Raw genomic sequence first — 24,069 nt, 5'->3', positions numbered from 1 at the left:
GGACACGCGGTGGCCAGGGGCCAGGCCCGTCCGGCGGCAGCCGGAGATCACTGCTCGCGCAGCGGGATCGACACGTACGACGGGTCGTTCGGCGGCGAGGAGAAGGTCAGCTGCGCGCCGGTCGGGTTGTGCTCGATGTAGAGCGGGTCGACCGTGTCGACGACCAGGGCGAGACGGTGGCCCGCCGGAACGTCGTAGGCCGTGGAGAGCAACTCCAGGTCCACGCCGAACGGCTTGCCGGGCGTCACGCCGTGGAAGGTGTACGGCGCGTGGCTGACCAGCTTGCCGAGGCCGAGCGGGCCCACGTCGTAGAGGTAGGCGACGAGGGTGCCGCTCTCCTTGGTCGGGGTCACCGTGGTGTGCAGCTTCGCGGTACCCCGCACGGCCTGCGCGGTCGCGTACTTCTCCGACTGCCAGACGGCCGCCCAGCGGCGCGGCAGCAGCGGGATCGAGGCCACGGGCGGGAGTTGTGCCACCTGGTCCAGGATGCTGGACAGGAAGACGACCCCGCCGTTGGCGCCCGAGTCGACGTTCGCGCGGATCGTGGTGCCGCCCGTCAGGGCGATCTTCTCGCGGGTGGCGGTGACGGACTTCCAGTCCGGATAGCCCTCGAAGGCGCCGCCCGTACGGGACTTGAGCCGGACGGGCTGCTCGCGGTCGATGCCGTTGTCGGCGCCCTTGAGATAGCGGTCGAACCAGCGCCGCGTGTCCGTCCACACGTCGTTGGGCAGCCCGAACAGGCCGGTCAGCTCGGTGGTGGCGTGGTCCCCGGGCCGCAGCTCCAGCCGCTTGGGGCCGGTGAGTTTCTCGTAGAAGTCGGCGTACTGGTTGGGCGGGAAGATCGAGTCGCCCCAGGCGTTGGCGAGCATGACGGCCGTGCCGTGGGTGTTCAGCTGGTCCAGATAGGTCTCGGGGGAACGTTTCTTCCCCCAGGCGATCATGTCCTCCTCCTTCGTCAGGTCGGAGGCGTAGAAGCTCGTGAAGATCTGCTGGAGTTCGGGGCTCTGGCGGCCCGTGATCCGGCCGGCGCCGTCCAGCAGGGCGGACGCCTGCAGGTGCTGGGTGCGTCCGCCGTAGATCGAGTCGATCAGGTCCGCCCAGCCGCTCAGCGCGGCGACCGCCTTGACGCGCTTGTCGTGCGCGGCGGTGAGCAGGCTGATGCCCGCCCCGTAACTCAGCCCCGCCATGCCGATGTGCGCGGCGTCGGCCGGGGTGTTGGCGAGGGCCCAGTCGATCACCCTGGAGGCGTCGGCCGTGTCGGGTGGACCCGCGACCTCTATGTATCCGCCGGACTCCCAGAAGCCGCGGACGTTGTAACTGACCACGACGTAACCGGCGTCGGCCAGTTTCCGGGCCTGGGCCAGGTACTCGATCTGCGGCAGGCCCCAACTCGTGGGCAGCACGAGCAGCGGGTACGCGCGCGAGGTGTCGGCGGGGGCGACGACATTGGCCTTGAGGACCGTGCCGCCGTCGCCGGTGATGTCCACGAAGCGGGTGGTGGGAGCGGCGGTCGGGCCGGAGGCCGCCTGGGCGGCGGGGGCGAGACCGAGGGCCGTGCCGGCGATCAGGGTGGCCGAGACGGCGCCGACGGCGCTGGTCCGCAGCGCCCCGGCCGTACGCGAGGTGGTGCCGTGCTGGTGTCTCATGGGTCGCCTCACTCGTGTCAATGCAAAGTGACCCGACGGTAACCGGACGTCCTTACCGGAAGTAACTCCTCGGTAAGTTACGTGACGGTAACGTTCGATGGTGGACCAACTGGTGCGACGGCATCCACGGAATCGACGGCACCCAAGGGCGCTAGGAGGCCCGGTGCGAGATCTGGGCCGGTGCGGACGGCGCCGGGGCCTGGGCCGCGCGGGTGACGTCCGCGACGAGTTCGACGACATCGGCGCCGTACGCCTGCGAGTTGACGACCTTCAGCAGCAGGACGAACGTGCCGGTGCCGTACTTGCGGTGCAGGCGCTCGTGGTTGCGGGCGAGGTAGCGGGTGGCGGCCTGGTTGGTGATCGCGCGCTGTCCGCAGAAGAGGAAGACCGGGCGGGCCTGGTCCGGCTGGCCGGTGGTGAGCCGGGCCAGGACGACGTGCTCGGTGATGCCGGGGTCCAGCCGGTACTGCTCGCTGCCGATCTGGAACGAGGCCCGGTGGGGGCCGGGCTCGGGGTCGCTGTTGAAGACGACGCCGGGCAGCATCGCGGATATGTGCGCCGCCATCCGGCGATTCGAGATCGGACCTCCCACGCAGAACTCGGTGCGTTCGCCGAAGCCCTGCTGGGCCGCGTCCTGGGTGATCATCTGCGCGTGCGCGCCGCAGTCCTTGATCAGCGCGGAGAGTTCCAGCAGCGCGAACACGTCGTAGCGGTGGACGGCCAGGTCCGCGCTGGACGGGTCGCGGTTGACCACGAGCAGGGACTCGGAGTTGTCGGGCAGCCCGAAGAACGTCTGCTTGCGGCGGAGCTTCCTCTTCCACAGGTACGTCCGGAAGGCCCAGCCGAGCGAGGCGCTGAGGCCCGCCGCGAGCACACCGAGGACGATATTGCGCACGTCGTCATTCATGGCCGCGCATGGTAGCGGGCGCGGCCGAGACCTGTCCGAATCCATGTCCGATTCCGGACCCGCTGTCCCGGTTCGGCGGGTCGTCGCGGGGTGCCGCGACACCGCCGGATGGCCGAGACGCCGCTGACGGGTTCATGGCACCCGCGTTAGTCTGCGCGAACGGTCCTTGACTGGAGGTACGGATGCGTCTGCGTCGCCCTGTCGCGCGGAAACTGGCTGTACTGGCGGCAACGTCCGCCGTGGTCGCGGTGGGGGCGGCCCCGCCGTCCACGGCTGCGGCGGACCCCGTCGAGAAGGTGCCGCTCGCCGTCGGCCACGGCGGAGCCGTCTCCAGCGTCGACCCGGACGCCTCCGCCGCCGGTATCGAGGTGCTCCGCAAGGGCGGCAACGCGGTGGACGCGGCCGTCGCCACGGCCGCCGCGCTCGGCGTCACCGAGCCCTACTCGGCCGGTATCGGCGGGGGCGGCTACTTCGTCTACTACGACGCCCGCTCCCGTACGGTGCACACCATCGACGGCCGGGAGACCGCGCCCCTGAGCGCGGGCAAGGACCTCTTCCTGGAGAACGGCACGGCGATCCCCTTCGCCGAGGCCGTCACCAGCGGGCTGAGCGTCGGCACCCCCGGCACTCCGGCGACCTGGCAGACCGCGCTGAGCAGTTGGGGCAGCAAGCCGCTCGCCAAACTGCTGAAGCCCGCCGTGAAGCTGGCCCGCCACGGGTTCACCGTCGACGCCACCTTCCGCGCCCAGACCGCCTCCAACGAGGCTCGCTTCCGTAACTTTCCGGCCACCGCCGACCTCTTCCTCCCCGGCGGGCAGCTGCCGGTGGTCGGCTCGACCCTGAAGAACCCCGATCTGGCCCGTACGTACGCGCTGCTGGGCCGCAAGGGGGTCGGTGCCCTGTACCGGGGCGACCTCGCCCAGGACATCGTCGACACGGTCAACAAGCCCCCGGTGGACCCGGCTTCGGGGTACAACGCCCGGCCCGGCGACCTGACCACGGCCGACCTGGCCGCGTACCGGGCCAAGCGCCAGGCGCCCACGGAGACGTCGTACCGCGGTCTCGGCGTCTACGGCATGGCCCCCTCCTCCTCCGGCGGCACCACGGTCGCCGAGGCGCTGAACATCCTGGAGCGGACCGACCTGTCGAAGGTGAGCGACGTCCGGTACCTGCACCGCTACATCGAGGCGAGCCGTATCGCGTTCGCCGACCGGGGCCGCTGGGTCGGCGACCCCGCGTTCGAGGACGTCCCCACGAAGGAACTGCTGTCGCAGGAGTACGCCGACTCGCGGGAGTGCCTGATCAAGGACGACGCGGTGCTCACCAGCCCGGTCGCGCCGGGCGATCCGCGGAACCCGGCGCCCTGCCGGGCCGGCGGCACCGCCGCGCCGACGACCTACGAGGGGGACAGCACCACCCACCTCACGGTCGCCGACAAGTGGGGCAACGTCGTCTCGTACACGCTCACCATCGAGCAGACGGGCGGCAGCGGCATCACCGTGCCGGGCCGCGGCTTCCTGCTCAACAACGAGCTGACGGACTTCTCCTTCACCCCGGCCAACCCGGCCGTGCACGACCCGAACCTGCCGGGGCCGGGCAAGCGGCCCCGCTCGTCGATGTCGCCGACGATCGTGCTCGACCGGCACGACCGGCCCGTGGTGGCGCTCGGTTCGCCGGGCGGCGCGACCATCATCACGACCGTGCTGCAGACCCTGACCGGCTTCCTCGACCGGGGCCTGCCCCTGGTCGACGCGATCGCCGCGCCACGGGCCAGCCAGCGCAACCAGACCACCACCGAACTCGAACCGGGCCTGTGGAACAGCCCGCTGCGCACGGAGCTCGAAGCCCTCGGGCACGGTTTCCGGCAGAACCCGGAGATCGGCGCGGCCACCGCGGTCCAGCGGCTGTCGGACGGCAGGTGGCTGGCCGCCGCGGAGACCGTACGGCGCGGGGGCGGCGCGGCGATGGTCGTGCACCCCTCGAAGTAGCCGCCGGGGGCGGGGGTGGGGGGGCGACGCTCGGTGGCCGCGGGCCCGAGCGCACGCGGCGCGGCCGCTAGCGGGCCGTCAGTACGCGCGGCCCGGCCTCCGTGACGGCCACCGTGTGTTCCGCGTGGGCCGCTCGGGACCCGTCGTCCGTGAGCAGGGTCCACCCGTCCGGCGCCGCGTGGAACCCGTCGCCGCCCCCGCCGATGACCATCGGCTCGATCGCCAGGACCATCCCGTGCCGCAGCCTCATGCCCCGGCCGGCCCGCCCCTCGTTCGGCACGCCCGGGTCCTCGTGCATCTTGCGCCCGATCCCGTGCCCGCCGAACCCGTCCGGGATGCCGTACCCGGCGGAGCGGCACACGGTGCCGATCGCGTGCGCGATGTCGCCGATGCGGTTGCCGACGACGGCCGCCGCGATGCCCGCCGCGAGCGCGCGCTCGGCCGTCTCCACGAGCCGCAGGTCGGCCGCGCGCGGCTCGCCCACCACGAAGCTGACCGCCGAGTCCCCGGCCCAGCCGTCCAGCACGGCGCCGCAGTCGACGGAGAGCAGGTCGCCGTCGCGCAGCCGGTACGCCGTAGGGATGCCGTGCACGATCGCGTCGTTCACGGAGGCGCAGACGACGGCGGGGAACGGCGTGGGCGCGAACGAGGGACGGTAGCCGAGGAACGGTGACGAGGCCCCCGCCTCCCGCAGCACCTCGCGCGCCACCTCGTCCAGTTCGAGCAGGGAGACCCCCACGTCGGCGGCCTTCCGGACCGCCGTCAGGGCGCGCCCCACGACCTGCCCGGCCTCGTACATCGCGTCCATGGACGCGTCCGTCTTCAGTTCCACCATGCCAATTACTATACCGCTCTCGACCCAATTAAAATACCGGTCCCTCGGTGGCGGCCGGTATTAGAATGGGGCCATGGTGCGCACCCCACTGACCCCCGAAGAGCGCGAACGCGGCGAGCGGCTCGGCCGGTTGCTGCGCGAGGCCCGCGGCGGCCGGAGCATGGCGGAGATCGCCGCTCACGCGGGACTCTCCGCGGAGACCCTGCGGAAGATCGAGACCGGCCGGGCCCCCACCCCCGCCTTCTTCACGATCGCGGCCCTCGCCCGCGCACTGGGTCTGTCCATGGACGACCTCGTCACGCGCTGCGCGCCGGCGGTCGAGAGCGCACCGGCGGCGGCCGTCGCCTGAGCCCGGTCGGGCCCGTCACGCACAGCCGTCGCCCGACCGCGCACGGCGAACCGCGCCCGCCCCGAAAACTGCGCGTAGCCCGCCCGTAACACAACTGGTGTTTTCTATCGGGTCGGAGCACTCCAGTCGGCCCGGGAGCATGCGATGACGGTGAATCAGCTCCCGGCGCAGGTGCGGGAGTTCGCGCAGTACCTGAACAAGCTGATGGCGAAGCTGGACCAGGGCGGCGGCTGGTGCGCCGTCTTCTGGCAGCGTGATCCCGACGGCATGCGCGCCTGCCTGGACGGCCAGGAGGTGCCGCCCTGGGACGTCGTCGAAGCGCTCATGCACGACCTCGACAGTGCCTACGGCCCGGCCGCCGCGGCCCAGGAGACCGAGCGCGCCCGCGCCCTGCACAGCGCCTCCCTCGCCGCCTACGACGCCCGGCCCGGCGGCCGCGACGCCCTCGGGGACCGCCTCGACGTCATGCTCCGCGAACAGCGCTACGCCGCCGAACGCGCCGCCGAACTGACCCGCCGGCTCCGGTCGGCCACCACCCGGGTCGAGGCCGACACCGTCCGCCTCGACCTCGCCTGGGCCCACGACGACCGCGAACGCGCCACGGCCCGCTGCACGGAGCTGCGCACCCGCATCGAGCACGCCGACCGCCGCGTCCCGCACGACTTCGCGCGGGACGCGGCACACGGCCGGGAGAGCACCGCCGGGGGCCCCGGCCCCGTGGTGCCCGAGGAGGCCGTTCGCATCGTTCCGGACGCCGACCCGGGCGCCGCCCGAGCCCCCGAGACCGCCGCCCCGGCGCCGGTCAGGCAGCGGGCCAAGCGGCGCCCGCGCGGGGGCGCCCGTTTCGCCGGGGCGGTGGAGACCGAGGACGGCCCGCCCGCCGCGCCGGAGGACGACCGGCCCCAGGTGCCCGCCGCCGCACCGGCCGCCGGCCCCGGGGGCCGCGCCCCCCGGGGCGCCCGGTACGCCGGAGTCGCGGAGCGCACCGAGGGGGAGGCGCCGGCGCCGCCGCGGGCGAGGCAGCCGCTGGACGACGACGCGCGGCGGGAGGTCGCCGGCACCGTGGAGCACCTGGTGCGGCTGCGCCGGGAGGGCCGCAGCGGCGAGGCGCACGCCCTCCTCGTGGAGGCCGCGCGATGGCCCGCCGCCCGCTTCCCGCTGCTCGCGGCCGAGCTGCACCGGGCGGGGCTCGACGCCGACTGGGCGACCCTGCTGTGGGAGGCCGGCTCGCTGCCCGCCGACCGGCTGGTCGCGGTGGCGGACGCCCTGCACGCGGTGGGCCGCGCCCCGGACGGGGAGCAGATGCTCCGGCAGGGCGTCGCCCGGCCCGCCGAGGAGATCGGCGAGGCCGTGCTCGCCCTCACCGCCGAGGGGCGCGAGCGGGAGGCACGTGCGCTGCTCGACGTCTATGTGCGCGTGCGCACGCCGGAGGAGGCGGCCCGCACCGCGCAGGCCCGTCCGCGACGGCTCAGGCCCCTCGTGCTGGAGGCGGCGCGCCGCGTCTCCGAGGAGCGCTACCGCGAGGTGGCGCACGCCCTGCGTGTGCAGGGACTCGGCTGACCCGCCCGCCGCGTCCGCCCCGGCGGGCCCACCGGCACCGCCCCGCGGCGCCGGCCGCCCCGGCACGCGAAACACAGGGGTAATCACCCACTGGAGTGCGAAACGTGATCGACTCGGCCGGTTGACGACGATGGTCTTGCCCAGCCCGTCGACGGGGCTTAGTTTCAAGCCTCTACGACCTTCGTCTACGGGCGTAGAGGCTCTCTGGGGGTCCCTGTCGAAGGAGCAGCTGAGATGGCCAACGTCGTACGCGCCGCCCTGGTCCAGGCGACCTGGACCGGCGACACCGCGTCCATGGTCGACAAGCACGTCGAGCACGCCCGCGAGGCCGCCCGGCAGGGCGCGAAGGTGATCGGCTTCCAGGAAGTCTTCAACGCGCCCTACTTCTGCCAGGTCCAGGAACCCGAGCACTACGCCTGGGCGGAACCCGTGCCCGACGGCCCCACCGTCACACGCATGCGGGAACTGGCCCGTGAGACCGGCATGGTGATCGTCGTCCCGGTCTTCGAGGTCGAGCAGTCCGGGTTCTACTACAACACCGCCGCGGTGATCGACTCCGACGGCACCTACCTCGGCAAGTACCGCAAGCACCATATCCCCCAGGTCAAGGGCTTCTGGGAGAAGTACTACTTCAAGCCCGGGAACCTCGGCTGGCCGGTCTTCGACACGGCCGTGGGCAAGGTCGGCGTCTACATCTGCTACGACCGCCACTTCCCGGAGGGCTGGCGCCAGCTCGGCCTGAACGGCGCCCAGCTCGTCTACAACCCCTCCGCGACCCACCGGGGCCTCTCCTCGCACCTGTGGCAGCTGGAGCAGCCCGCCGCCGCCGTCGCCAACGAGTACTTCGTCGCCGCGATCAACCGGGTCGGCGTGGAGGAGTACGGGGACAACGACTTCTACGGCACCTCCTACTTCGTCGACCCGCGCGGCAAGTTCGTCGGCGAGGTCGCCAGCGACAAGAGCGAGGAACTGGTCGTACGGGACCTCGACTTCGACCTCATCGAGGACGTGCGGCAGCAGTGGGCGTTCTACCGGGACCGCCGCCCCGACGCCTACGAGGGACTCGTGCGGCCCTGACGGGACTCACCGCGCCCCGGCGTGGGCACGTACAGCCGTGACACCCGCAGAACCCGTACAGGAGTGAAAGGAGTGGTGCAGCCGTGACCGACGAACTGCTCGGACGCCACAAGGCCGTACTGCCCGACTGGCTCGCGCTCTACTACGCGGACCCCCTGGAGATCACCCACGGCGAGGGCCGCCACGTCTGGGACGCCGCCGGCACCCGGTACCTCGACTTCTTCGGCGGCATCCTCACCACGATGACCGCGCACGCGCTGCCCGAGGTCACCAAGGCGGTGAGCGAGCAGGCCGGGCGGATCATCCACTCCTCGACGCTCTACCTCAACCGGCCGATGGTCGAACTCGCCGAGCGGATCGCCCAGATGTCCGGCATCCCGGACGCCCGGGTCTTCTTCACCACGTCCGGCACCGAGGCCAACGACACCGCGCTGATGCTGGCGACGACGTACCGCCGCAGCAACCAGATCCTGGCGATGCGCAACAGCTACCACGGCCGCTCCTTCAGCGCGGTCGGCATCACCGGCAACAAGGGCTGGTCCCCGACCTCGCTGTCCCCGCTGCAGACGCTGTACGTGCACGGCGGCGTCCGCACCCGCGGCCCGTACGCCGACCTGAGCGACGCCGACTTCATCACCGCCTGCGTCGCCGACCTGGAGGACCTGCTCGGCCACGGCCGCCCGCCGGCCGCGCTGATCGCCGAGCCGGTCCAGGGCGTCGGCGGCTTCACCTCACCGCCGGACGGCCTGTACGCGGCCTTCCGCGAGGTGCTGCAACGGCACGGCGTGCTGTGGATCGCGGACGAGGTGCAGACCGGCTGGGGCCGCACCGGCGACAACTTCTGGGGCTGGCAGGCGCATGGGCAGAACGGCCCGCCGGACATCCTCACCTTCGCCAAGGGCATCGGCAACGGCATGTCCATCGGCGGTGTCGTCGCCCGCTCCGAGGTCATGAACTGTCTGGACAGCAACTCGATCTCGACCTTCGGCGGCACCCAGATCACCATGGCCGCCGGGCTCGCCAACCTCAACTACCTGATCGAGCACGACCTCCAGGGCAACGCCCGGCGCGTCGGCGGACTGCTCATCGAGCGGCTGCGGGCGATCACCGCGCAGATCCCGGAGGTGAAGGAGGTGCGCGGCCGGGGCCTCATGATCGGCATCGAGCTGGTGAAGCCCGGCACCGACGAGGCGAACCCCGAGGCCGCGTCCGCCGTCCTCGAAGCCGCCCGCCGGGAGGGCCTGCTGATCGGCAAGGGCGGCGGCCACAACACCAGCGCGCTGCGCATCGCGCCCCCGCTGTCGCTGACCGTCGCCGAGGCCGAGGAGGGCGCCGACGCCCTCGAACGGGCTCTGAGGAGCATCCGGTAGCACCGGAGGAACAGATCTGAGGAACACCGCCATGACCACCACCTCGGCCCCCGGCCCGGAACCCGCCCTGTCGGTACGCCAGGTCCTCAACCTGGACCGGGTCCTCGCCGGAGAGCCCGAGGTGGTGGCCGGGGCCGGTCAGCTCGACCGGCCCGTGCGCTGGGTCCACGTGGCCGAGGCCCCCGACGTGGGCGTGATGCTCACCGGCGGCGAGATGGTCCTCACCACGGGGGTCCTGCTCGCCGGGGACGAGGACGCCCAGGCCGAGTACATCCGCTCGCTGCACCGGGCCGAGGCCGCCGCGGTCGTCCTCGGCCTCGGCCGGGCCTTCCCGACGCCTCCCGACGTGATGCGCCGGGCGGCGGAGCGGTGCGGTCTGCCGATGGTGGTGCTGCACCGGCCGTTCCCCTTCGCCGAACTCACCGAGGAGGTCCAGTCCCGGCTCGTACGGCGGAAGTTCGCGGCCGTGAGCCTGTCGGAGGCCGTCCGTACGGCCCTGACCGGTCTGATCACCGCCGGTGCCCCGCTGCAACGGCTCCTCGACGAGATCGCCCACCACGCGGGCTGTCCGCTCGTCGTCACCAACCTCGCCCACCGCGTCCTCGCCACCGCGGGGGAGCGGTCCGCGGTCGACGACGTGCTGCGTGACTGGGAGCGCATCGCACGGCAGGCGGGCGGCAGCGAGGGCGACGGCTGGGTACGGGCCGAGCTGGGCGGACGCGGGGAGCGCTGGGGCCAGATCGTGCTGTGCGGACACCGCGGCGACACCGCCACGGGGCGGCTGCTCGCCGACCGGGCGGCCGAGGCGCTCGTCCTGCACCGCATGCTCGGCGGATCGGCGCACAGCTGGGAGGAACAGTCCGCGCAGAGCCTCCTGACGGACCTCGTCTCCGGGGTCGTACCGGCCCGGCAGCTGCTGCCCAGGGCCCGCGCGGCCGGACTGCCGGTCAACCGCCGTACCTTCGTGCCCCTCGTCGTACGTGCCGGGGAACCGGCCCAACTCGACCGCGTCCTGCGGATGCTGGGGCTCCCCGGACTCGTCGCCGAGCTGGCGGAGGGAGCCACCGCCGTCCTGCTCAGTCTGGCCCGGGACCAGGACGCGGACGCGCTCACCGCGCACTTCGCGACCCGGCTGCGGTCCGAGTCGGGGGTGCGGACGACGGTCGTGGCCGCCGCCGAGGCCCGGACCACCTGGGAGGACGTACCGGGCGGGCTGCGCGAGGCCCGGCATGTGGCCGACGCCGTCGCCCAGTCCGCCACGACCGGGCTGGACCTCCCCGTCGTCGTCCGCCTCCGGGACGTCCATCTCCGCGGCCTGATCCGGCTGCTGCGGGACGACCCGCACGTCCAGGCGTTCGCCGAGCGGGAACTGGACGGGCTGCTGTGCGGTGACGGGCACGCCGAGCAGGACCTGCTGCCCGTGCTGCGGACCTATCTCGCGACCGGCCGCAACAAGTCGCACACCGCCCAGCTGCACCACGTCAGCCGGCCCGCGCTGTACCGCCGGCTCGAAGCCATAGAGGCCCGCCTCGGTGTGGACCTCGACGACTTCGAACAGGCCGCGTCCGTCCACATCGCCCTCCTCGCTCACGACGCGCAACAGGGCTGAAACATGCCGGGACCTGCGAAAACGACGGTGAAACATGCGCCCGGGAAGAGGTGACACGGTGGAACGCAGAAGGCCCGCAGACGTGACACCGTGCAACTCAAACCCGATCTCCGGTCTTCCTACGCTCGCTGCACACCGAGTGACCGGAGGTCCCGATGAGCAGAGTCATCCGCGCAGCGATCTTCCAGACGGCCTGGACCGGCGACAAGGAGTCGATGATCCAGGTCCACGAGCAGGCGGCCCGCGACGCCGCCGCGCAGGGTGCGCAGGTCATGTGCTTCCAGGAGCTGTTCTACGGGCCCTACTTCTGCCAGGTCCAGGACAAGGCGTTCTACGAGTACGCCGAAGCGATCCCCGACGGCCCCATCGTCAAGCGCTTCCAGGCGCTCGCCAAGGAACTCGGCCTCGTCCTCGTGCTGCCGATGTACGAGGAGGAGCAGCCGGGCGTCCTCTACAACACCGCCGCCGTGATCGACGCGGACGGCAAGTACCTGGGCAAGTACCGCAAGCACCACATTCCCCAGGTCCCGGGATTCTGGGAGAAGTTCTACTTCCGCCCCGGCAACGCGGGCTGGCCGGTCTTCGACACCGCCGTGGGGAGGATCGGCGTCTACATCTGCTACGACCGGCACTTCCCGGAGGGCTGGCGTGCGCTGGGTCTCGGCGGCGCCGAGATCGTGTTCAACCCGTCGGCCACCTCACGGGGCCTGTCCCGCTACCTGTGGCAGCTGGAGCAGCCGGCGTCGGCCGTCGCCAACGAGTACTTCATCGGCGCCATCAACCGGGTCGGCGTCGAGGAACTCGGCGACAACGACTTCTACGGGACCTCCTACTTCGTGGACCCCGAGGCCCAGTTCGTCGGCGAGGTGGCGAGCGACAAGGAGACCGAACTCGTCGTCCGCGACCTGGACCTGGCCAAGCTCCGCGAGGTCCGCGACCGCTGGCAGTTCTTCCGCGACCGCCGCCCGGACGCGTACGGCCCGCTGACGGCGCCGTAGCAAGGCCCTACCCGCGCCCCTGGATCTTTCAGGGGCGCGGGGCAGTGCCCGATATGCGGCTGCCGCCGCGTGGGCGCGACCAGCCACGAACGACCGGCACTGTCCCGACAACCGAACGGAGCGTGACCGAATGAGCGGCCGTACAGTCATCCGCGGCGGTCTCGTCATCACAGCCTCGGACGAGATCCACGCCGATGTCCTGATCGAGGACGGCCGCGTCGTCGCCCTCGCCGCCAGCGGCACCACTGCCGCCGACTCCTGGACCGCGGACCGCACCCTCGACGCCACCGGCAAGTACGTCATCCCGGGCGGCGTCGACGCCCACACCCACATGGAACTCCCCTTCGGCGGCACCTTCGCCTCCGACACCTTCGAGACCGGCACCCGGGCCGCCGCGTGGGGCGGTACGACGACGATCGTCGACTTCGCCGTACAGAGCGTCGGGCACTCCCTGCGCGAGGGCCTGGACGCCTGGCACGCCAAGGCGGAGGGCACCTGCGCGATCGACTACGGCTTCCACATGATCGTGTCGGACGTGAACCAGGACACGCTGAAGGAGATGGACCTGCTGGTGCAGGAGGGCGTCACCTCCTTCAAGCAGTTCATGGCCTACCCGGGCGTCTTCTACAGCGACGACGGCCAGATCCTGCGCGCCATGCAGCGCTCCGCCGACAACGGCGGCCTGATCATGATGCACGCGGAGAACGGCATCGCGATCGACGTCCTCGTCGAACAGGCCCTGGCCCGCGGCGAGACGGACCCCCGCTACCACGGCGAGGTCCGCAAGGCCCTGCTGGAGGCCGAGGCCACCCACCGTGCGATCAAGCTCGCCCAGGTCGCGGGCGCCCCCCTGTACGTCGTGCACGTCTCGGCCATGGAGGCAGTGGCCGAGCTGGCCCGCGCACGGGACGAGGGGCTGAACGTCTTCGGCGAGACCTGCCCGCAGTATCTGTTCCTGTCCACCGACAACCTCGCGGAGCCGGACTTCGAGGGCTCCAAGTACGTGTGCAGCACGCCGCTCAGGCCGCGCGAGCACCAGGCGAAGCTCTGGCAGGGCCTGCGCACCAACGACCTCCAGGTGGTCTCCACCGACCACTGCCCGTTCTGCTTCGTCGGCCAGAAGGAACTGGGCCGCGGCGACTTCTCCAAGATCCCCAACGGCCTCCCGGGCGTGGAGAACCGGATGGATCTGCTCCACCAGGCTGTCGTCGACGGGCACATCTCGCGGCGCCGCTGGATCGAGATCGCCTGCGCGACCCCGGCCCGCATGTTCGGGATGTACCCGAAGAAGGGCACCATCGCGCCGGGCGCGGACGCCGACATCGTCATCTACGACCCGCACGCCGAGCAGGTCATGTCCGCCGAGACCCACCACATGAACGTCGACTACTCGGCGTACGAGGGCAAGCGCACCACGGGCCGGGTCGAGACGGTCCTCTCGCGCGGCGAACTCGTCATCACCGAGCGGGAGTACACCGGGCACGCCGGGCACGGCGTCTACACCCCCCGCTCCACCTGTCAGTACCTCACCTAGGAGCGGAGCACATGGACTTCGGACTCGTCCTGCAGACCGACCCGCCGGCCTCGCGCGTCGTCGAGCTGATGAAGCGCGCCGAGAACAACGGTTTCACGTACGGCTGGACCTTCGACTCCGCCGTGCTCTGGCAGGAGCCGTTCGTCATCTACAGCCAGATCCTGTCCGGCACCACGAAACTGACGGTCGGCCCGATGGTCACCAACCCGGGCACCCGCACCTGGGAGGTCACCGCCTCGACCTTCGCCACCCTCAACGACATGTTCGGCAACCGCACGGTCTGCGGCATCGGCCGCGGCGACTCGGCCATGCGCGTGGCGGGGCGCAAGCCCAACACCCTGGCCCGGATCAGCGAGGCCATGAAGGTGATCCGGGCGCTGGGCAGCGGGGGAGAGGCCGACCTCGGCGGTACGGTCATCCGCTTCCCCTGGATCAAGGAGGGCGCCCACCTTCCGGTCTGGATGGCCGCGTACGGACCCAAGGCCCTGAAGATGACCGGTGAGGAGGCCGACGGCTTCATCCTCCAGCTCTCCGACCTCTACCTCACCGAGTACATGGTCAAGGCGGTCAAGGACGCGGCCGTCGCCGCCGGGCGCGACCCGTCCGAGGTGAAGATCTGCGTGGCCGCGCCCGCGTACGTCACCGAGGACGACTCGCCCGAGGCGCTGGCCCACGCGCGCGAGCAGTGCCGCTGGTTCGGCGGGATGGTCGGCAACCACGTCGCCGACCTGGTGTCGAAGTACGGCGAGCACTCCGCGGCCGTACCGGAGGAGCTGACGGACTACATCAAGGCCCGCGAGGGGTACGACTACTCCCACCACGGGCGGGCCGACAACCCCGACACCCAGTTCGTGCCGGACGAGATCGTCGACCGGTTCTGTGTGATCGGCACCCCCGAGGCGCACATCGAGAAGCTCGGCGCGCTGCGTGCGCTGGGCGTGGACCAGTTCGCCGTCTACGACATGCACGACGCGCAGGAGCGGGTGATCGACGTCTACGGCTCCACGGTCATCCCGGCCGTCAACGGCTGACTCCCCGGCCGCCCCCTCCTTCCCGGACGGGCCGGCGGCTGCGAGAATCCGGCCACCTCAATAAAACGGAACCAGTGATTCTGATTCTGGCGCCGACCGCTCAGCCCCTCGACCCCCCACACCTTGTCTCCCTTCCCTCCGCCGTCCCGGAGGGAAGGGGCCCAAGGCCTCCGCACGGCCTTTCGTTCCCGTCCCGTCTCCCCTGATTGGCCTGCCCATGACCGACATAGCCTCCTCGGGGTCGCCGAGAGCCCAGACCGCCGACCCGTCCGGCCGGATCGAACTGGCTCCCGGGGCCTTCCCCGCCGAGAGCCCCTTCGCCAACGAGGACCTGCGCCCCGTACCCGTCTCCGAACGCAAGTGGACGACGTACAACTTCGCGGCGCTGTGGATCTCCATGGCCCACTGCATCCCCAGCTGGACCCTGGCCTCCGGCCTGGTCGCCCTCGGCATGGACTGGAAGCAGGCCGTCTTCACCATCGCCCTGGCCAACATCATCGTGCTGCTGCCGATGCTGGCCACCGGGCACGCCGGCCCCAAGTACGGCATCCCCTTCCCGGTGCTCGCCCGCGCCTCCTTCGGGCTGCGCGGCGCCAACATCCCGGCGATGATCCGGGCCGCCGTCGCCTGCGGCTGGTTCGGCATCCAGACCTGGATCGGCGGGTCCGGCATCTTCGCCCTCGGCTCCAAGCTGACCGGCGGCGAATGGGAGAAAGCGGGACAGATCGGCGGTAACCCCTGGCCGCTGTGGCTCTGCTTCATCGTCTTCTGGGCACTGCAGATAGCGATCATCTACCGGGGCATGGACTTCCTGCGGCACTTCGAGAACTGGGCCGCGCCCTTCGTGATCGTCGGCGCGCTCGTGCTGCTGGTCTGGATCGCGGTCAAGGCCGACGGCTTCGGCGCGCTGCTCGACCAGCCGTCCAAGCTCGGCTGGGGGCCGGACTTCTGGCCGGTCTTCTTCCCGTCGCTGATGGGCATGATCGGCTTCTGGGCGACCCTGTCCCTGAACATCCCCGACTTCACCCGCTTCGGCGCCAGCCAGAAGGCGCAGACCTGGGGCCAGGCCCTGGGGCTGCCCACCACCATGACCCTCTTCGCGGTCCTCGCCGTGCTGGTCACCTCCGGCTCCGAGGTGGTCTACGGCGAGGCCATCTGGGACCCGGTCGCGCTGGCCGCCAAGACGGACAGTGCCTTCGGACTGCTCTTCGCGCTGATCATCGTGCTGGTCGCCACCATCTCCGTGAACATCGCGGCGAACGTCGTGTCCCCGGCGTACGACCTGGCGAACCTCGCCCCGAAGCTGATCAACTTCCGCACCGGCGCCCTCATCACCGGCGTCGTGGGCATCCTGATCTTCCCGTGGAAACTGATCTCGACGCCCGAGTTCTACATTTTCACCTGGCTCGGCGTGGTCGGCGGCCTGCTCGGCACCGTCGCGGGCATCCTCATCGCCGACTACTGGATCATCCGCCGTACCGTGCTGCACCTCGCCGACCTGTACACGCCCGGCGGGCGCTACTGGTACGCGTCCGGCTGGAACTGGCGGGCCATAGCGGCCTTCGTGGTCGGCGGTGTCCTCGCGGTCGGCGGCTCCTACTCGACCGTCTCGGAGGACGGCGTGGCCTCGGGTCCGTTCCCGCACGACGGCATGATCCCGTTCCTCAAGCCGCTCGCCGACTACGGCTGGGCGGTGGGTCTGGGCACCTCGATGCTGCTGTACGTGGTGCTGATGGCCGGCGAGAGGAAGAAGGCGGCCGTCTGACGCGGCCGTGAGCGGGGCGGCGGCGGCCGTACCGGAGGGCTCCCTACTGGCGGGCGCCCTTCAGTACGGCCGCCGCCTCCTTCGCCGCCTTGATGGCGCCCTTGTTGATCACGTCCGTGCCGGGTGCCTTCTGCGACTCGAAGTCGCTGCCGTTGTAGGTGACGACCACCAGGGCGTTGGACATGCGGACGTACACCACACCCTCGCGGGTCTGCTGCTTGTCGTCCGTGGTGAGGTTCACCACGGAGTACGCCTCGTCGCCGAGCCCCGGGACGGCGCCGCCGCCGCTCTTCTCCGTGGTCCGGGTCGCGTAGGCGCTGCGGGCCTTGTCGTCCGACTGCTGGATCTCGTACGACACGTCGAGCCAGCGGTAGTCGAAACCCTTGAGCGCGTTCCACGAACAGGTCCGGCGTACGGACTCATTGGTCGACGCGATCTCCTTGCCCGCCGTCTTCGCCCCCGGAACGAGGGATGTGACCGTTTTCGTCGTCACGCCGGAACAGGGGGAGGGAGCCTTCGCGTACGTCTTCGTCACGGCCGTGGTCGACGGCCCGGACTCGGAGGCCGAGATGGGCGCCGACGCGGTGTCCTGTGTGGAGTCCTCCCCGGCCGGGCTCGCGGCCAGCGGACCGGACGACAACGCCCAGCCCGCGGTGGCGAGTACGGCGACGGGCAGCAGTCGCGCGGTGAGGGCGAGCGGCAGAGGCAGTTCACGCACAGCGCACTTCTCGGGGTCGAGGCGGTGGGTACCGCCGGGCGGTGGGGTACGTCAGTGTCACATGACTCTCTGTGGGACGAAAGTGCGGACTCTCTCCGTGCATACGTGGTGACCGGGTCCGGGGTTCACCGGGGGAAGTGGTGATCGTGTGAACGGTGACGGGGAGGGGCGAAAACCGTTTGCCGCGCCCTCCCCGCGATCAGCAGCCTGGACGCATGAAGCGGTTACCGGACGTCACCGAGCCCATCGTCTCTTGCCTGCCGGAGGAGATCCTCGCCTACTACGAACGCGGCGGGGAGCACACCCGTCTCCGGCAGGGTGCCGGGCGGCTGGAGTTCTGGCGTACCCAGGACGTCCTGCGGCGGCTGCTGCCCACCGCCCCCGCGCGCGTGCTCGACGTCGGCGGCGGCACCGGGATCCACGCCGAGTGGCTGGCCGAGGACGGCTACGAGGTCGAGGTCGTCGATCCCGTGCCGATGCACGTCGAGCGGTCGGGGCGGCTGCCCGGGGTCACCGCACGGCTCGGGGACGCCCGCGCGCTGCCCGCCGAGGACGCCGCGTACGACGCCGTGCTGTTCCTCGGGCCGCTGTACCACCTGCCCGAACGCCCGGACCGGCTGCGGGCGCTGGCCGAGGCGCACCGGACCGTCCGCCCCGGCGGCGTGGTGGTCGCGGCCTCGATCAACCGCTTCGCGGGGCTCAACGACACGCTCATGCAGGGGAACTACTTCATCCCGGAGCGCCGCGAGCGCATCGACGCCGTGTCGGGCCACGGCAGACACCGCCGCTCCCCGGAGGACCCGCACTTCACCACCGCCTACTTCGCCGATCCCGCCGAGGTGCCCGGGGAGTTCACCGAGGCGGGGCTCACCCACGAGGGGCAGTACGGCGTCGAGGGCGTCGCCTGGCTGATGGGCGGGGTGGAGGAGTGGCTGGACGACCCGGAGCGGCGGGAGGCGGTGCTGGCCGCGACCCGGCGGATCGAGTCGGAGCCGTCGCTGCTCGGGGCGAGCGGGCACGTGCTGACCGTGGGACGGCGTCCCTGAGGGGCCGGCGGCGGACTGCGTACGATCACCGAACGCCCGTCGCGCAGTGAGGAGTCCGCCCGTGTTCACCACTCGACCGACGCTCCAGGGGACCTTCGGCATGGTGTCCTCCACCCACTGGCTCGCCTCCCAGTCGGCGATGGCGGTCCTGGAGGACGGCGGCAACGCCTTCGACGCGGCCGTGGCGGCCGGTTTCGTCCTGCACGTCGTGGAACCCCACCTCAACGGGCCCGCCGGTGAGGTACCGATCCTGCTCGCTCCGGCGGACGGCGAGGTCCGGGTGCTGTGCGGACAGGGCGTGGCACCCGCCGGGGCGTCCGTCCGGCACTACCGGGGGCTCGGACTGGAGCTGGTCCCCGGCACGGGACCGCTGGCGGCCGCCGTGCCGGGCGCGTTCGACGCGTGGATGCTCCTGCTGCGCGACCACGGCACCAAGGACCTGGCCGACGTCCTGAAGTACGCCATCGGGTACGCGCGGGACGGCCACGCGCCGGTGGAGAACGTGGCGGCGACAGTCGAGACCGTGCGGGACCTCTTCGAGCGGGAGTGGCCGTCGTCGGCGCGGGTGTACCTGCCGGGCGGGCGGGCGCCCCGCCCCGGTGAGCTGTTCCGCAACCCGGACCTCGCCGCGACCTGGCTGCGGCTCCTCGCCGAGACCGAGGGCGCGAAGGACCGCGAGGCCCGTATCGAGGTGGCCCGCGAGGTCTGGCGCACCGGCTTCGTTGCCGAGGCCCTCGTCCGCCAGTCCGGGCGGCCCACGCTCGACACCAGCGGCGAACGGCACACCGGGACGCTCACCCGGGCCGACCTCGCCGGCTGGTCCGCGTCCTACGAGGCCCCGGCCACCTACGACTGGAACGGCTGGACCCTGTGCAAGGCCGGCCCCTGGAGCCAGGGCCCGGTCCTCCTGCAGCAGCTTGCCCTCCTGCCCGAGGACCTCCCCGCCCACGGCTCCGCCGCGTACGTGCACCTCCTCGTCGAGGGCTGCAAGCTCGCCATGGCGGACCGCGAGGCCTGGTACGGGGACGCGGCGCCGGTCCCGCTCGACGACCTGCTGTCCGAGGAGTACAACGCCGCACGGCGGGCCCTCCTCGGCGGCACGGCCTCCTACGACCTGCGGCCGGGCGCTCCGGGCGGCCGGGCCCCGCGCCTGAGCGCGTACGCGCGCGTGGTGGCCGGCGAGGAGCCCGGCGGCGGTGCCCCGGGAGCCGGCGAGCCCACCGTCGCCCGGAGCCCCCGGTCGCCGGTACCGGGGGAGCCCGAGGTCGCGGCGGACGGCAGCACCCGGGGCGACACCTGCCACCTCGACGTCGTCGACCGCTGGGGCAACATGGTCGCCGCCACGCCCAGCGGCGGCTGGCTGCAGTCCAACCCGGTGGTGCCCGAACTGGGCTTCCCGCTCGGCACCCGGCTGCAGATGACCTGGCTCGACGAGGGACTGCCCAACACCCTCACCCCCGGCCGCAGGCCGCGCACCACGCTCACCCCGTCGCTGGCCCTGCGCGACGGGGTGCCGGTCATGGCCTTCGGCACACCCGGCGGCGACCAGCAGGACCAGTGGCAGCTGCACTTCTTCCTCGCCGTCGCCCTGCGCCCGCCGGTCCGCGGCGGCCTCGATCTCCAGGGCGCGATCGACGCCCCGAACTGGCACAACGACAGCTTCCCCGGCTCCTTCTACCCGCGCGGTACGCGCCCCGGCAGCCTCACCGTCGAGTCCCGCACGCCCCCGGAGGTCGTCGAGGAGCTGCGCCGGCGCGGCCACGACCTCGTGATCGGCGAGGACTGGTCCGAGGGCAGGCTCTGCGCGGTCGCCCGGGATCCCCGCAGCGGGGTGCTGTCGGCGGCGGCCAACCCGCGCGGGATGCAGGGGTACGCGGTCGGGCGCTGAGCCGCGGCGCGTCCCGGCACGCGCGCAGGGTGCGGTCCGCCCCGGTTCGCGCGCGGGTGCGGTCCGCCCCGGCTGTTCATGCCGATTCCGTACCGAATACACCGGACGGGCAGGGGTTGTCAGTGGCGCGTGCTGTCATGGAGGCATGATCGAAGACACCGAAACCATCGACGAGTTTCTCGCCCGGCACGCCTCGGACGTCGAGGAGGCGATCCGCAAGGCCGCCGCCGCGGAGATCATGCCGCGCTTCCGGCAGCTCGCCGCGCACGAGGTCGACCAGAAGGCCGGCCCGCACGACCTGGTGACCGACGCCGACCGCAAGGCCGAGCTGTATCTGACCGAGGCGCTCACCGCGCTGCTGCCGGGCTCGGTCGTCGTCGGCGAGGAGGCCGTGCACGCCGACCCCGCCTCGTACGAGGCGATCCGGGGCGACGCGCCGGTCTGGATCGTCGACCCGGTGGACGGCACCCGCCAGTTCGTGAACGGCGACCCCGGCTTCTGCACCCTCGTCGCCCTCGCCCGCGGCGGCGTCCTGCACGCCTCCTGGACCTACGCGCCCGCCCTCGACCGGTTCGCCGTGGCGGTCCGCGGCCGGGGCGCCACCGTCGACGGGGTGCCGCTGCGCGCCGGTTCGCCCGCTGAGGGCCGCGACCTCGACATCGCCACCTCGCACCCGGACTACACCACGCCGGAGCAGAAGCGGGCCCTGCTCGGCCTCCGGACGGACGGCGTGGCCCCGCGCCCCTGTGGTTCCGCCGGGCTGGAGTACCTCGCCGTCGCCGAGGGCCGGCTGGACGCGACCGCGTTCTCCTGGGAGGCGGCCTGGGACCACGCGGCCGGTCTGCTGCTCGTCCAGGAGGCGGGCGGCGCCCATCTCACCCTGGCCGGCGAGCCCTTCCGGATAACGGGCGGCAACGCCCTGCCCTTCACCACGGCCCGGGACGCGGCCACGGCCCGCCGGGTGGTGGGGCTGCTGGCGGGCGGCGCCTGACGAGCCGAACGGAGGCGGCGGCTCCGCCGGTGGGGTGCACCCTTGCCGGGGCCTGTCGGTGGCCGGGCATATCCTGGGCCCAGGTCTGTCCGCCGGCGGGGATGTCGCCGACGGGTCCTGACCATCGGCTGACGAAGGGGTCCGGACGTGCCGTCGATGCTCGACGCGGTGGTGGTGGGGGCGGGGCCGAACGGCCTGACGGCTGCCGTGGAGCTGGCCCGCCGCGGGTTCTCCGTGGCCGTGTTCGAGGCGAAGTCCACCGTCGGGGGCGGCTCCCGCACCGCGGAGCTGACCCTGCCGGGTTTCCGCCACGACCCCTGCGCGGCAGCGCACCCCCTCGGTGTCAACTCGCCCGCGTTCAAGGCGATGCCGCTGGAGCGCTACGGCCTGGAGTGGCTGCACGCCGAACTGCCCATGGCACACCCCTTCCCCGACGGCTCGGCGGCCGTGCTGTCACGTTCGGTGGGGGAGACGGCCGCCTCGTTCGGTCCGCGTGACGCGGGCGCGTACCGCAGGCTGGTCGAGCCGTTCCTGCCCAAGTGGGACACGCTCGCCCGGGACTTCATGTCGCTACCGCTGTCCGCGCTGCCCCGCGACCCGGTCACCCTCGCCCGCTTCGGCCTCGTCGGGCTGCCGCCGTCCACCTGGCTGATGCGCCGCTTCAAGGACGAACGGGCCAAGGCGCTGTTCGCCGGCCTCGTCGCGCATGTCATCGCCCCGCTCGGCGGCCTCGCCACCGGCGCGGTGGGGCTGGTCTTCGCGCTCGCCGCGCACGCCGCGGGCTGGCCGGTCGCCCGGGGCGGCTCGCAGGCCATCGCCGACGCGCTCACCGCGTACCTGAAGGACCTCGGCGGCGCGGTCCACACCGACTACGAGGTCAAGCGCCTCGACGACCTGCCGCCGGCGCGCGCCTACGTCTTCGACACCTCACCCACCGCGCTGGCCCGGATCGCGGGCTTCGGCGGCCACTACGAGGCGTACCGCTACGGCGCGAGCGTGTTCAAGCTCGACTACGCGCTCGACGGCCCCGTGCCCTGGACCGCCCCGGAGGCGCGCATCGCCGGGACCGTCCAGGTCGGGGCGAGCCGGGCCGAGATCGGCACGGCGCTCGACGCGGCCTCCCGGCAGGGCAGGGCGCCCGACCGGCCGTTCCTGATCACCGTGCAGCCGAGCCTGGTCGACCCGAGCCGGGCCCCCGAGGGCAAGCACGCCTTCTGGGCGTACGGTCATGTCCCCAACGGCTGGACGGGCGACCTGACGGACGCCGTCGAGCGCCAACTGGAGCGCTTCGCCCCGGGGTTCCGCGACCGCGTGCTCGCGCGCGCCACCGCGGGACCGCCGGAACTCGCCGCGCACAACGCGAACTACGTGGGCGGGGACATCGCCTGCGGCGCGGCCTCCGGTCTGCAGCTGCTGCTCCGGCCCAAGCTCTCGCTCGCCCCGTACGCCACCCCGCACCCGGCCGTCTTCCTCTGCTCCTCGGCGACCCCGCCCGGCCCCGGAGTGCACGGCATGTCGGGACACAACGCGGCCAAGGCGGTGTGGCGCCGACTCCGACAGGACCTGTGAGTCCCTCCGCGGGCCGGCCTGTGAGACCCCCGCGGGCCGGCCTACAAGTCCGCTCGCGGGCTGACGGATCCGGACAACATTACGAATCGACAAAGGTCTTCACGATTTCTCCATGTGAATGTTCAAGCGGCATGGGTAAGTTGCCGCCATGAAAGATCGGAGTGCGTTACCGGGCTCCGGCTCGCGACCTGCCGTGAGCCTCGCCGACCTCGCACAACTCGTCCGCGCCCCGGCCGCGTTGAGTGTTCCGGGCGACGTGCTCGCGGGAGCCGCCGCCGCGGGGCGACCCCTCGGTGCACGGACGTTCGGTGTGATGGGTTCGTCCGTCTGCCTCTACTGGGCCGGTATGGCCCTCAACGACTACGCCGACGCCACGGTCGACGCCGTCGAGCGTCCCGAGCGCCCCGTCCCCTCGGGCCGGGTCCCGCGCCGCACCGCCCTGGCCGTCGCGGGAGCCCTGACCGCCGGGGGCCTCGCCCTCGCCGCAGCCTCCGGGGGCCGCCGGAGCCTGCTGGGCGCGCTGCCGCTGGCCGGCGCCGTCTGGGCGTACGACCTCAAGCTCAAGTCCACCCCGGCGGGCCCCGCCGCCATGGCCTGCGCGCGGACCCTGAACGTTTTCACCGGCGCGCTGGCCGCCGCCGGACGCGGCCCCGGCCGTACGTCCGGAACCGGTGCCGCCCTGCTGCGCGGGGCCGTCCCCGCCGCGCTGGTCGGCGCCCACACCTACACGCTGACCGTGCTCAGCCGCCACGAGATCTCCGGCGCCCCCGCCCGGCTGCCGGCCGCCACCCTCGCCGCCTCCACGAGCACCGCCCTCGCGGCCGCCCTCCCCGCCGTCCGCACGGCCGCCGCCCACCGCGCGCGGAGCGACGGTGCCCCCGCGGTGTCGCCCTCGGCCGCGGCCCGGGCCGCCGTGGTCACCGCCGGGGCCCTCGCCTACCTCGGCAGCTACGGAACGGCCCAGGCCCGTGCCGTACGGACGCCCTCGGGCGAGAACGTACGACGGGCCGTCGGCGCCGGGATCCTCGGACTGATGCCCCTGCAGGCGGCCCTGACCGCGCGGAGCGGGGCCACGGCCGCGGCGGCGGCCCTGGGCGTCGTCCACCCCCTCGCGCGGCGGCTCGCGCGCCACGTGTCCCCCACCTGAACACAGCCCCCGACCAGCACGCACCTCCCCGAACAGCACAG

General features: G+C 72.4%; 19 protein-coding genes. 15 read left to right on the top strand and 4 right to left on the bottom strand.

The window, feature by feature from the left end:
- Positions 1-47: 47 nt before the first annotated feature.
- On the bottom strand, positions 48-1,646 hold the full coding sequence (locus PYR72_RS12420) for an alpha/beta fold hydrolase (protein WP_275455391.1): 1,599 nt from the start codon (positions 1,644-1,646) through the stop codon (positions 48-50).
- A gap of 151 nt (positions 1,647-1,797) precedes the next feature.
- A complete protein-coding gene (locus PYR72_RS12415) occupies positions 1,798-2,553 on the bottom strand; it encodes a hypothetical protein (RefSeq protein WP_275455390.1) in 756 nt (251 codons plus the stop codon).
- A gap of 182 nt (positions 2,554-2,735) precedes the next feature.
- Here PYR72_RS12415 and ggt point away from each other — a divergent pair, with 182 nt between their 5' ends.
- Positions 2,736-4,541: a gamma-glutamyltransferase gene (gene ggt, locus PYR72_RS12410; RefSeq protein ID WP_275455389.1), complete on the top strand. Its 1,806-nt coding sequence runs from the start codon at positions 2,736-2,738 to the stop codon at positions 4,539-4,541.
- Positions 4,542-4,608: 67 nt separating this feature from the next.
- Here ggt and map read toward each other — a convergent pair whose 3' ends face one another.
- The gene (gene map / locus PYR72_RS12405; protein WP_275455388.1) at positions 4,609-5,376 is read right to left on the bottom strand and encodes a type I methionyl aminopeptidase; all 768 of its coding nucleotides are present in this window, start codon (positions 5,374-5,376) and stop codon (positions 4,609-4,611) included.
- A 73-nt stretch (positions 5,377-5,449) separates the two neighbouring features.
- Between map and PYR72_RS12400 the strand changes: the two genes are divergently transcribed.
- The 9 genes from PYR72_RS12400 (at position 5,450) to PYR72_RS12360 (ending at position 16,669) form a co-directional block, all read left to right on the top strand.
- Positions 5,450-5,725 (top strand): helix-turn-helix transcriptional regulator, encoded by a 276-nt coding sequence (locus tag PYR72_RS12400; RefSeq protein WP_275455387.1) that lies wholly within the window; start codon positions 5,450-5,452, stop codon positions 5,723-5,725.
- A 144-nt stretch (positions 5,726-5,869) separates the two neighbouring features.
- The gene (locus tag PYR72_RS12395; RefSeq protein ID WP_275455386.1) at positions 5,870-7,285 is read left to right on the top strand and encodes a hypothetical protein; all 1,416 of its coding nucleotides are present in this window, start codon (positions 5,870-5,872) and stop codon (positions 7,283-7,285) included.
- 234 nt (positions 7,286-7,519) lie between these two features.
- Positions 7,520-8,362: a nitrilase-related carbon-nitrogen hydrolase gene (locus tag PYR72_RS12390; RefSeq protein WP_275455385.1), complete on the top strand. Its 843-nt coding sequence runs from the start codon at positions 7,520-7,522 to the stop codon at positions 8,360-8,362.
- Between the two features lie 83 nt (positions 8,363-8,445).
- Entirely contained in the window at positions 8,446-9,732 is a 1,287-nt protein-coding gene (locus PYR72_RS12385) for an aspartate aminotransferase family protein (RefSeq protein WP_275455384.1), read from the top strand.
- Positions 9,733-9,763: 31 nt separating this feature from the next.
- A complete protein-coding gene (locus tag PYR72_RS12380) occupies positions 9,764-11,341 on the top strand; it encodes a PucR family transcriptional regulator (RefSeq protein ID WP_275455383.1) in 1,578 nt (525 codons plus the stop codon).
- Between the two features lie 155 nt (positions 11,342-11,496).
- The gene (locus PYR72_RS12375) at positions 11,497-12,339 is read left to right on the top strand and encodes a nitrilase-related carbon-nitrogen hydrolase (protein WP_045556521.1); all 843 of its coding nucleotides are present in this window, start codon (positions 11,497-11,499) and stop codon (positions 12,337-12,339) included.
- Positions 12,340-12,469: 130 nt separating this feature from the next.
- On the top strand, positions 12,470-13,873 hold the full coding sequence (gene hydA / locus PYR72_RS12370) for a dihydropyrimidinase (RefSeq protein WP_275455382.1): 1,404 nt from the start codon (positions 12,470-12,472) through the stop codon (positions 13,871-13,873).
- Between the two features lie 11 nt (positions 13,874-13,884).
- A complete protein-coding gene (locus PYR72_RS12365) occupies positions 13,885-14,904 on the top strand; it encodes a TIGR03842 family LLM class F420-dependent oxidoreductase (protein WP_275455381.1) in 1,020 nt (339 codons plus the stop codon).
- A 217-nt stretch (positions 14,905-15,121) separates the two neighbouring features.
- Positions 15,122-16,669 (top strand): NCS1 family nucleobase:cation symporter-1, encoded by a 1,548-nt coding sequence (locus tag PYR72_RS12360; protein ID WP_275455380.1) that lies wholly within the window; start codon positions 15,122-15,124, stop codon positions 16,667-16,669.
- 43 nt (positions 16,670-16,712) lie between these two features.
- Here the strand turns inward: PYR72_RS12360 and PYR72_RS12355 are convergent, their stop codons facing one another.
- Positions 16,713-17,387 (bottom strand): hypothetical protein, encoded by a 675-nt coding sequence (locus PYR72_RS12355; protein WP_275455379.1) that lies wholly within the window; start codon positions 17,385-17,387, stop codon positions 16,713-16,715.
- Positions 17,388-17,602: 215 nt separating this feature from the next.
- Here PYR72_RS12355 and PYR72_RS12350 point away from each other — a divergent pair, with 215 nt between their 5' ends.
- From PYR72_RS12350 to PYR72_RS12330, 5 genes are all read left to right on the top strand, one after another.
- Complete coding sequence (locus PYR72_RS12350; RefSeq protein ID WP_275455378.1) at positions 17,603-18,433, top strand: class I SAM-dependent methyltransferase; 831 nt, start codon at positions 17,603-17,605, stop codon at positions 18,431-18,433.
- A gap of 61 nt (positions 18,434-18,494) precedes the next feature.
- Positions 18,495-20,321 carry a gamma-glutamyltransferase family protein gene (locus PYR72_RS12345; protein ID WP_275455377.1) on the top strand — a complete coding sequence of 609 codons (1,827 nt, stop codon included), beginning with the start codon at positions 18,495-18,497 and terminating at the stop codon, positions 20,319-20,321.
- A 145-nt stretch (positions 20,322-20,466) separates the two neighbouring features.
- The gene (locus PYR72_RS12340; protein ID WP_275455376.1) at positions 20,467-21,312 is read left to right on the top strand and encodes an inositol monophosphatase family protein; all 846 of its coding nucleotides are present in this window, start codon (positions 20,467-20,469) and stop codon (positions 21,310-21,312) included.
- A 156-nt stretch (positions 21,313-21,468) separates the two neighbouring features.
- Complete coding sequence (locus PYR72_RS12335) at positions 21,469-22,881, top strand: NAD(P)/FAD-dependent oxidoreductase (RefSeq protein WP_275460392.1); 1,413 nt, start codon at positions 21,469-21,471, stop codon at positions 22,879-22,881.
- A 193-nt stretch (positions 22,882-23,074) separates the two neighbouring features.
- The gene (locus tag PYR72_RS12330; protein WP_275455375.1) at positions 23,075-24,028 is read left to right on the top strand and encodes an SCO3242 family prenyltransferase; all 954 of its coding nucleotides are present in this window, start codon (positions 23,075-23,077) and stop codon (positions 24,026-24,028) included.
- The last annotated feature ends 41 nt before the right edge of the window (positions 24,029-24,069 follow it).

Source organism: Streptomyces sp. VNUA24 (assembly GCF_029167005.1).
In the GTDB taxonomy this organism is placed as follows: Bacteria; Actinomycetota; Actinomycetes; order Streptomycetales; family Streptomycetaceae; genus Streptomyces; species Streptomyces scabiei.
This window is presented reverse-complemented; position numbering and strand designations above follow the sequence as displayed.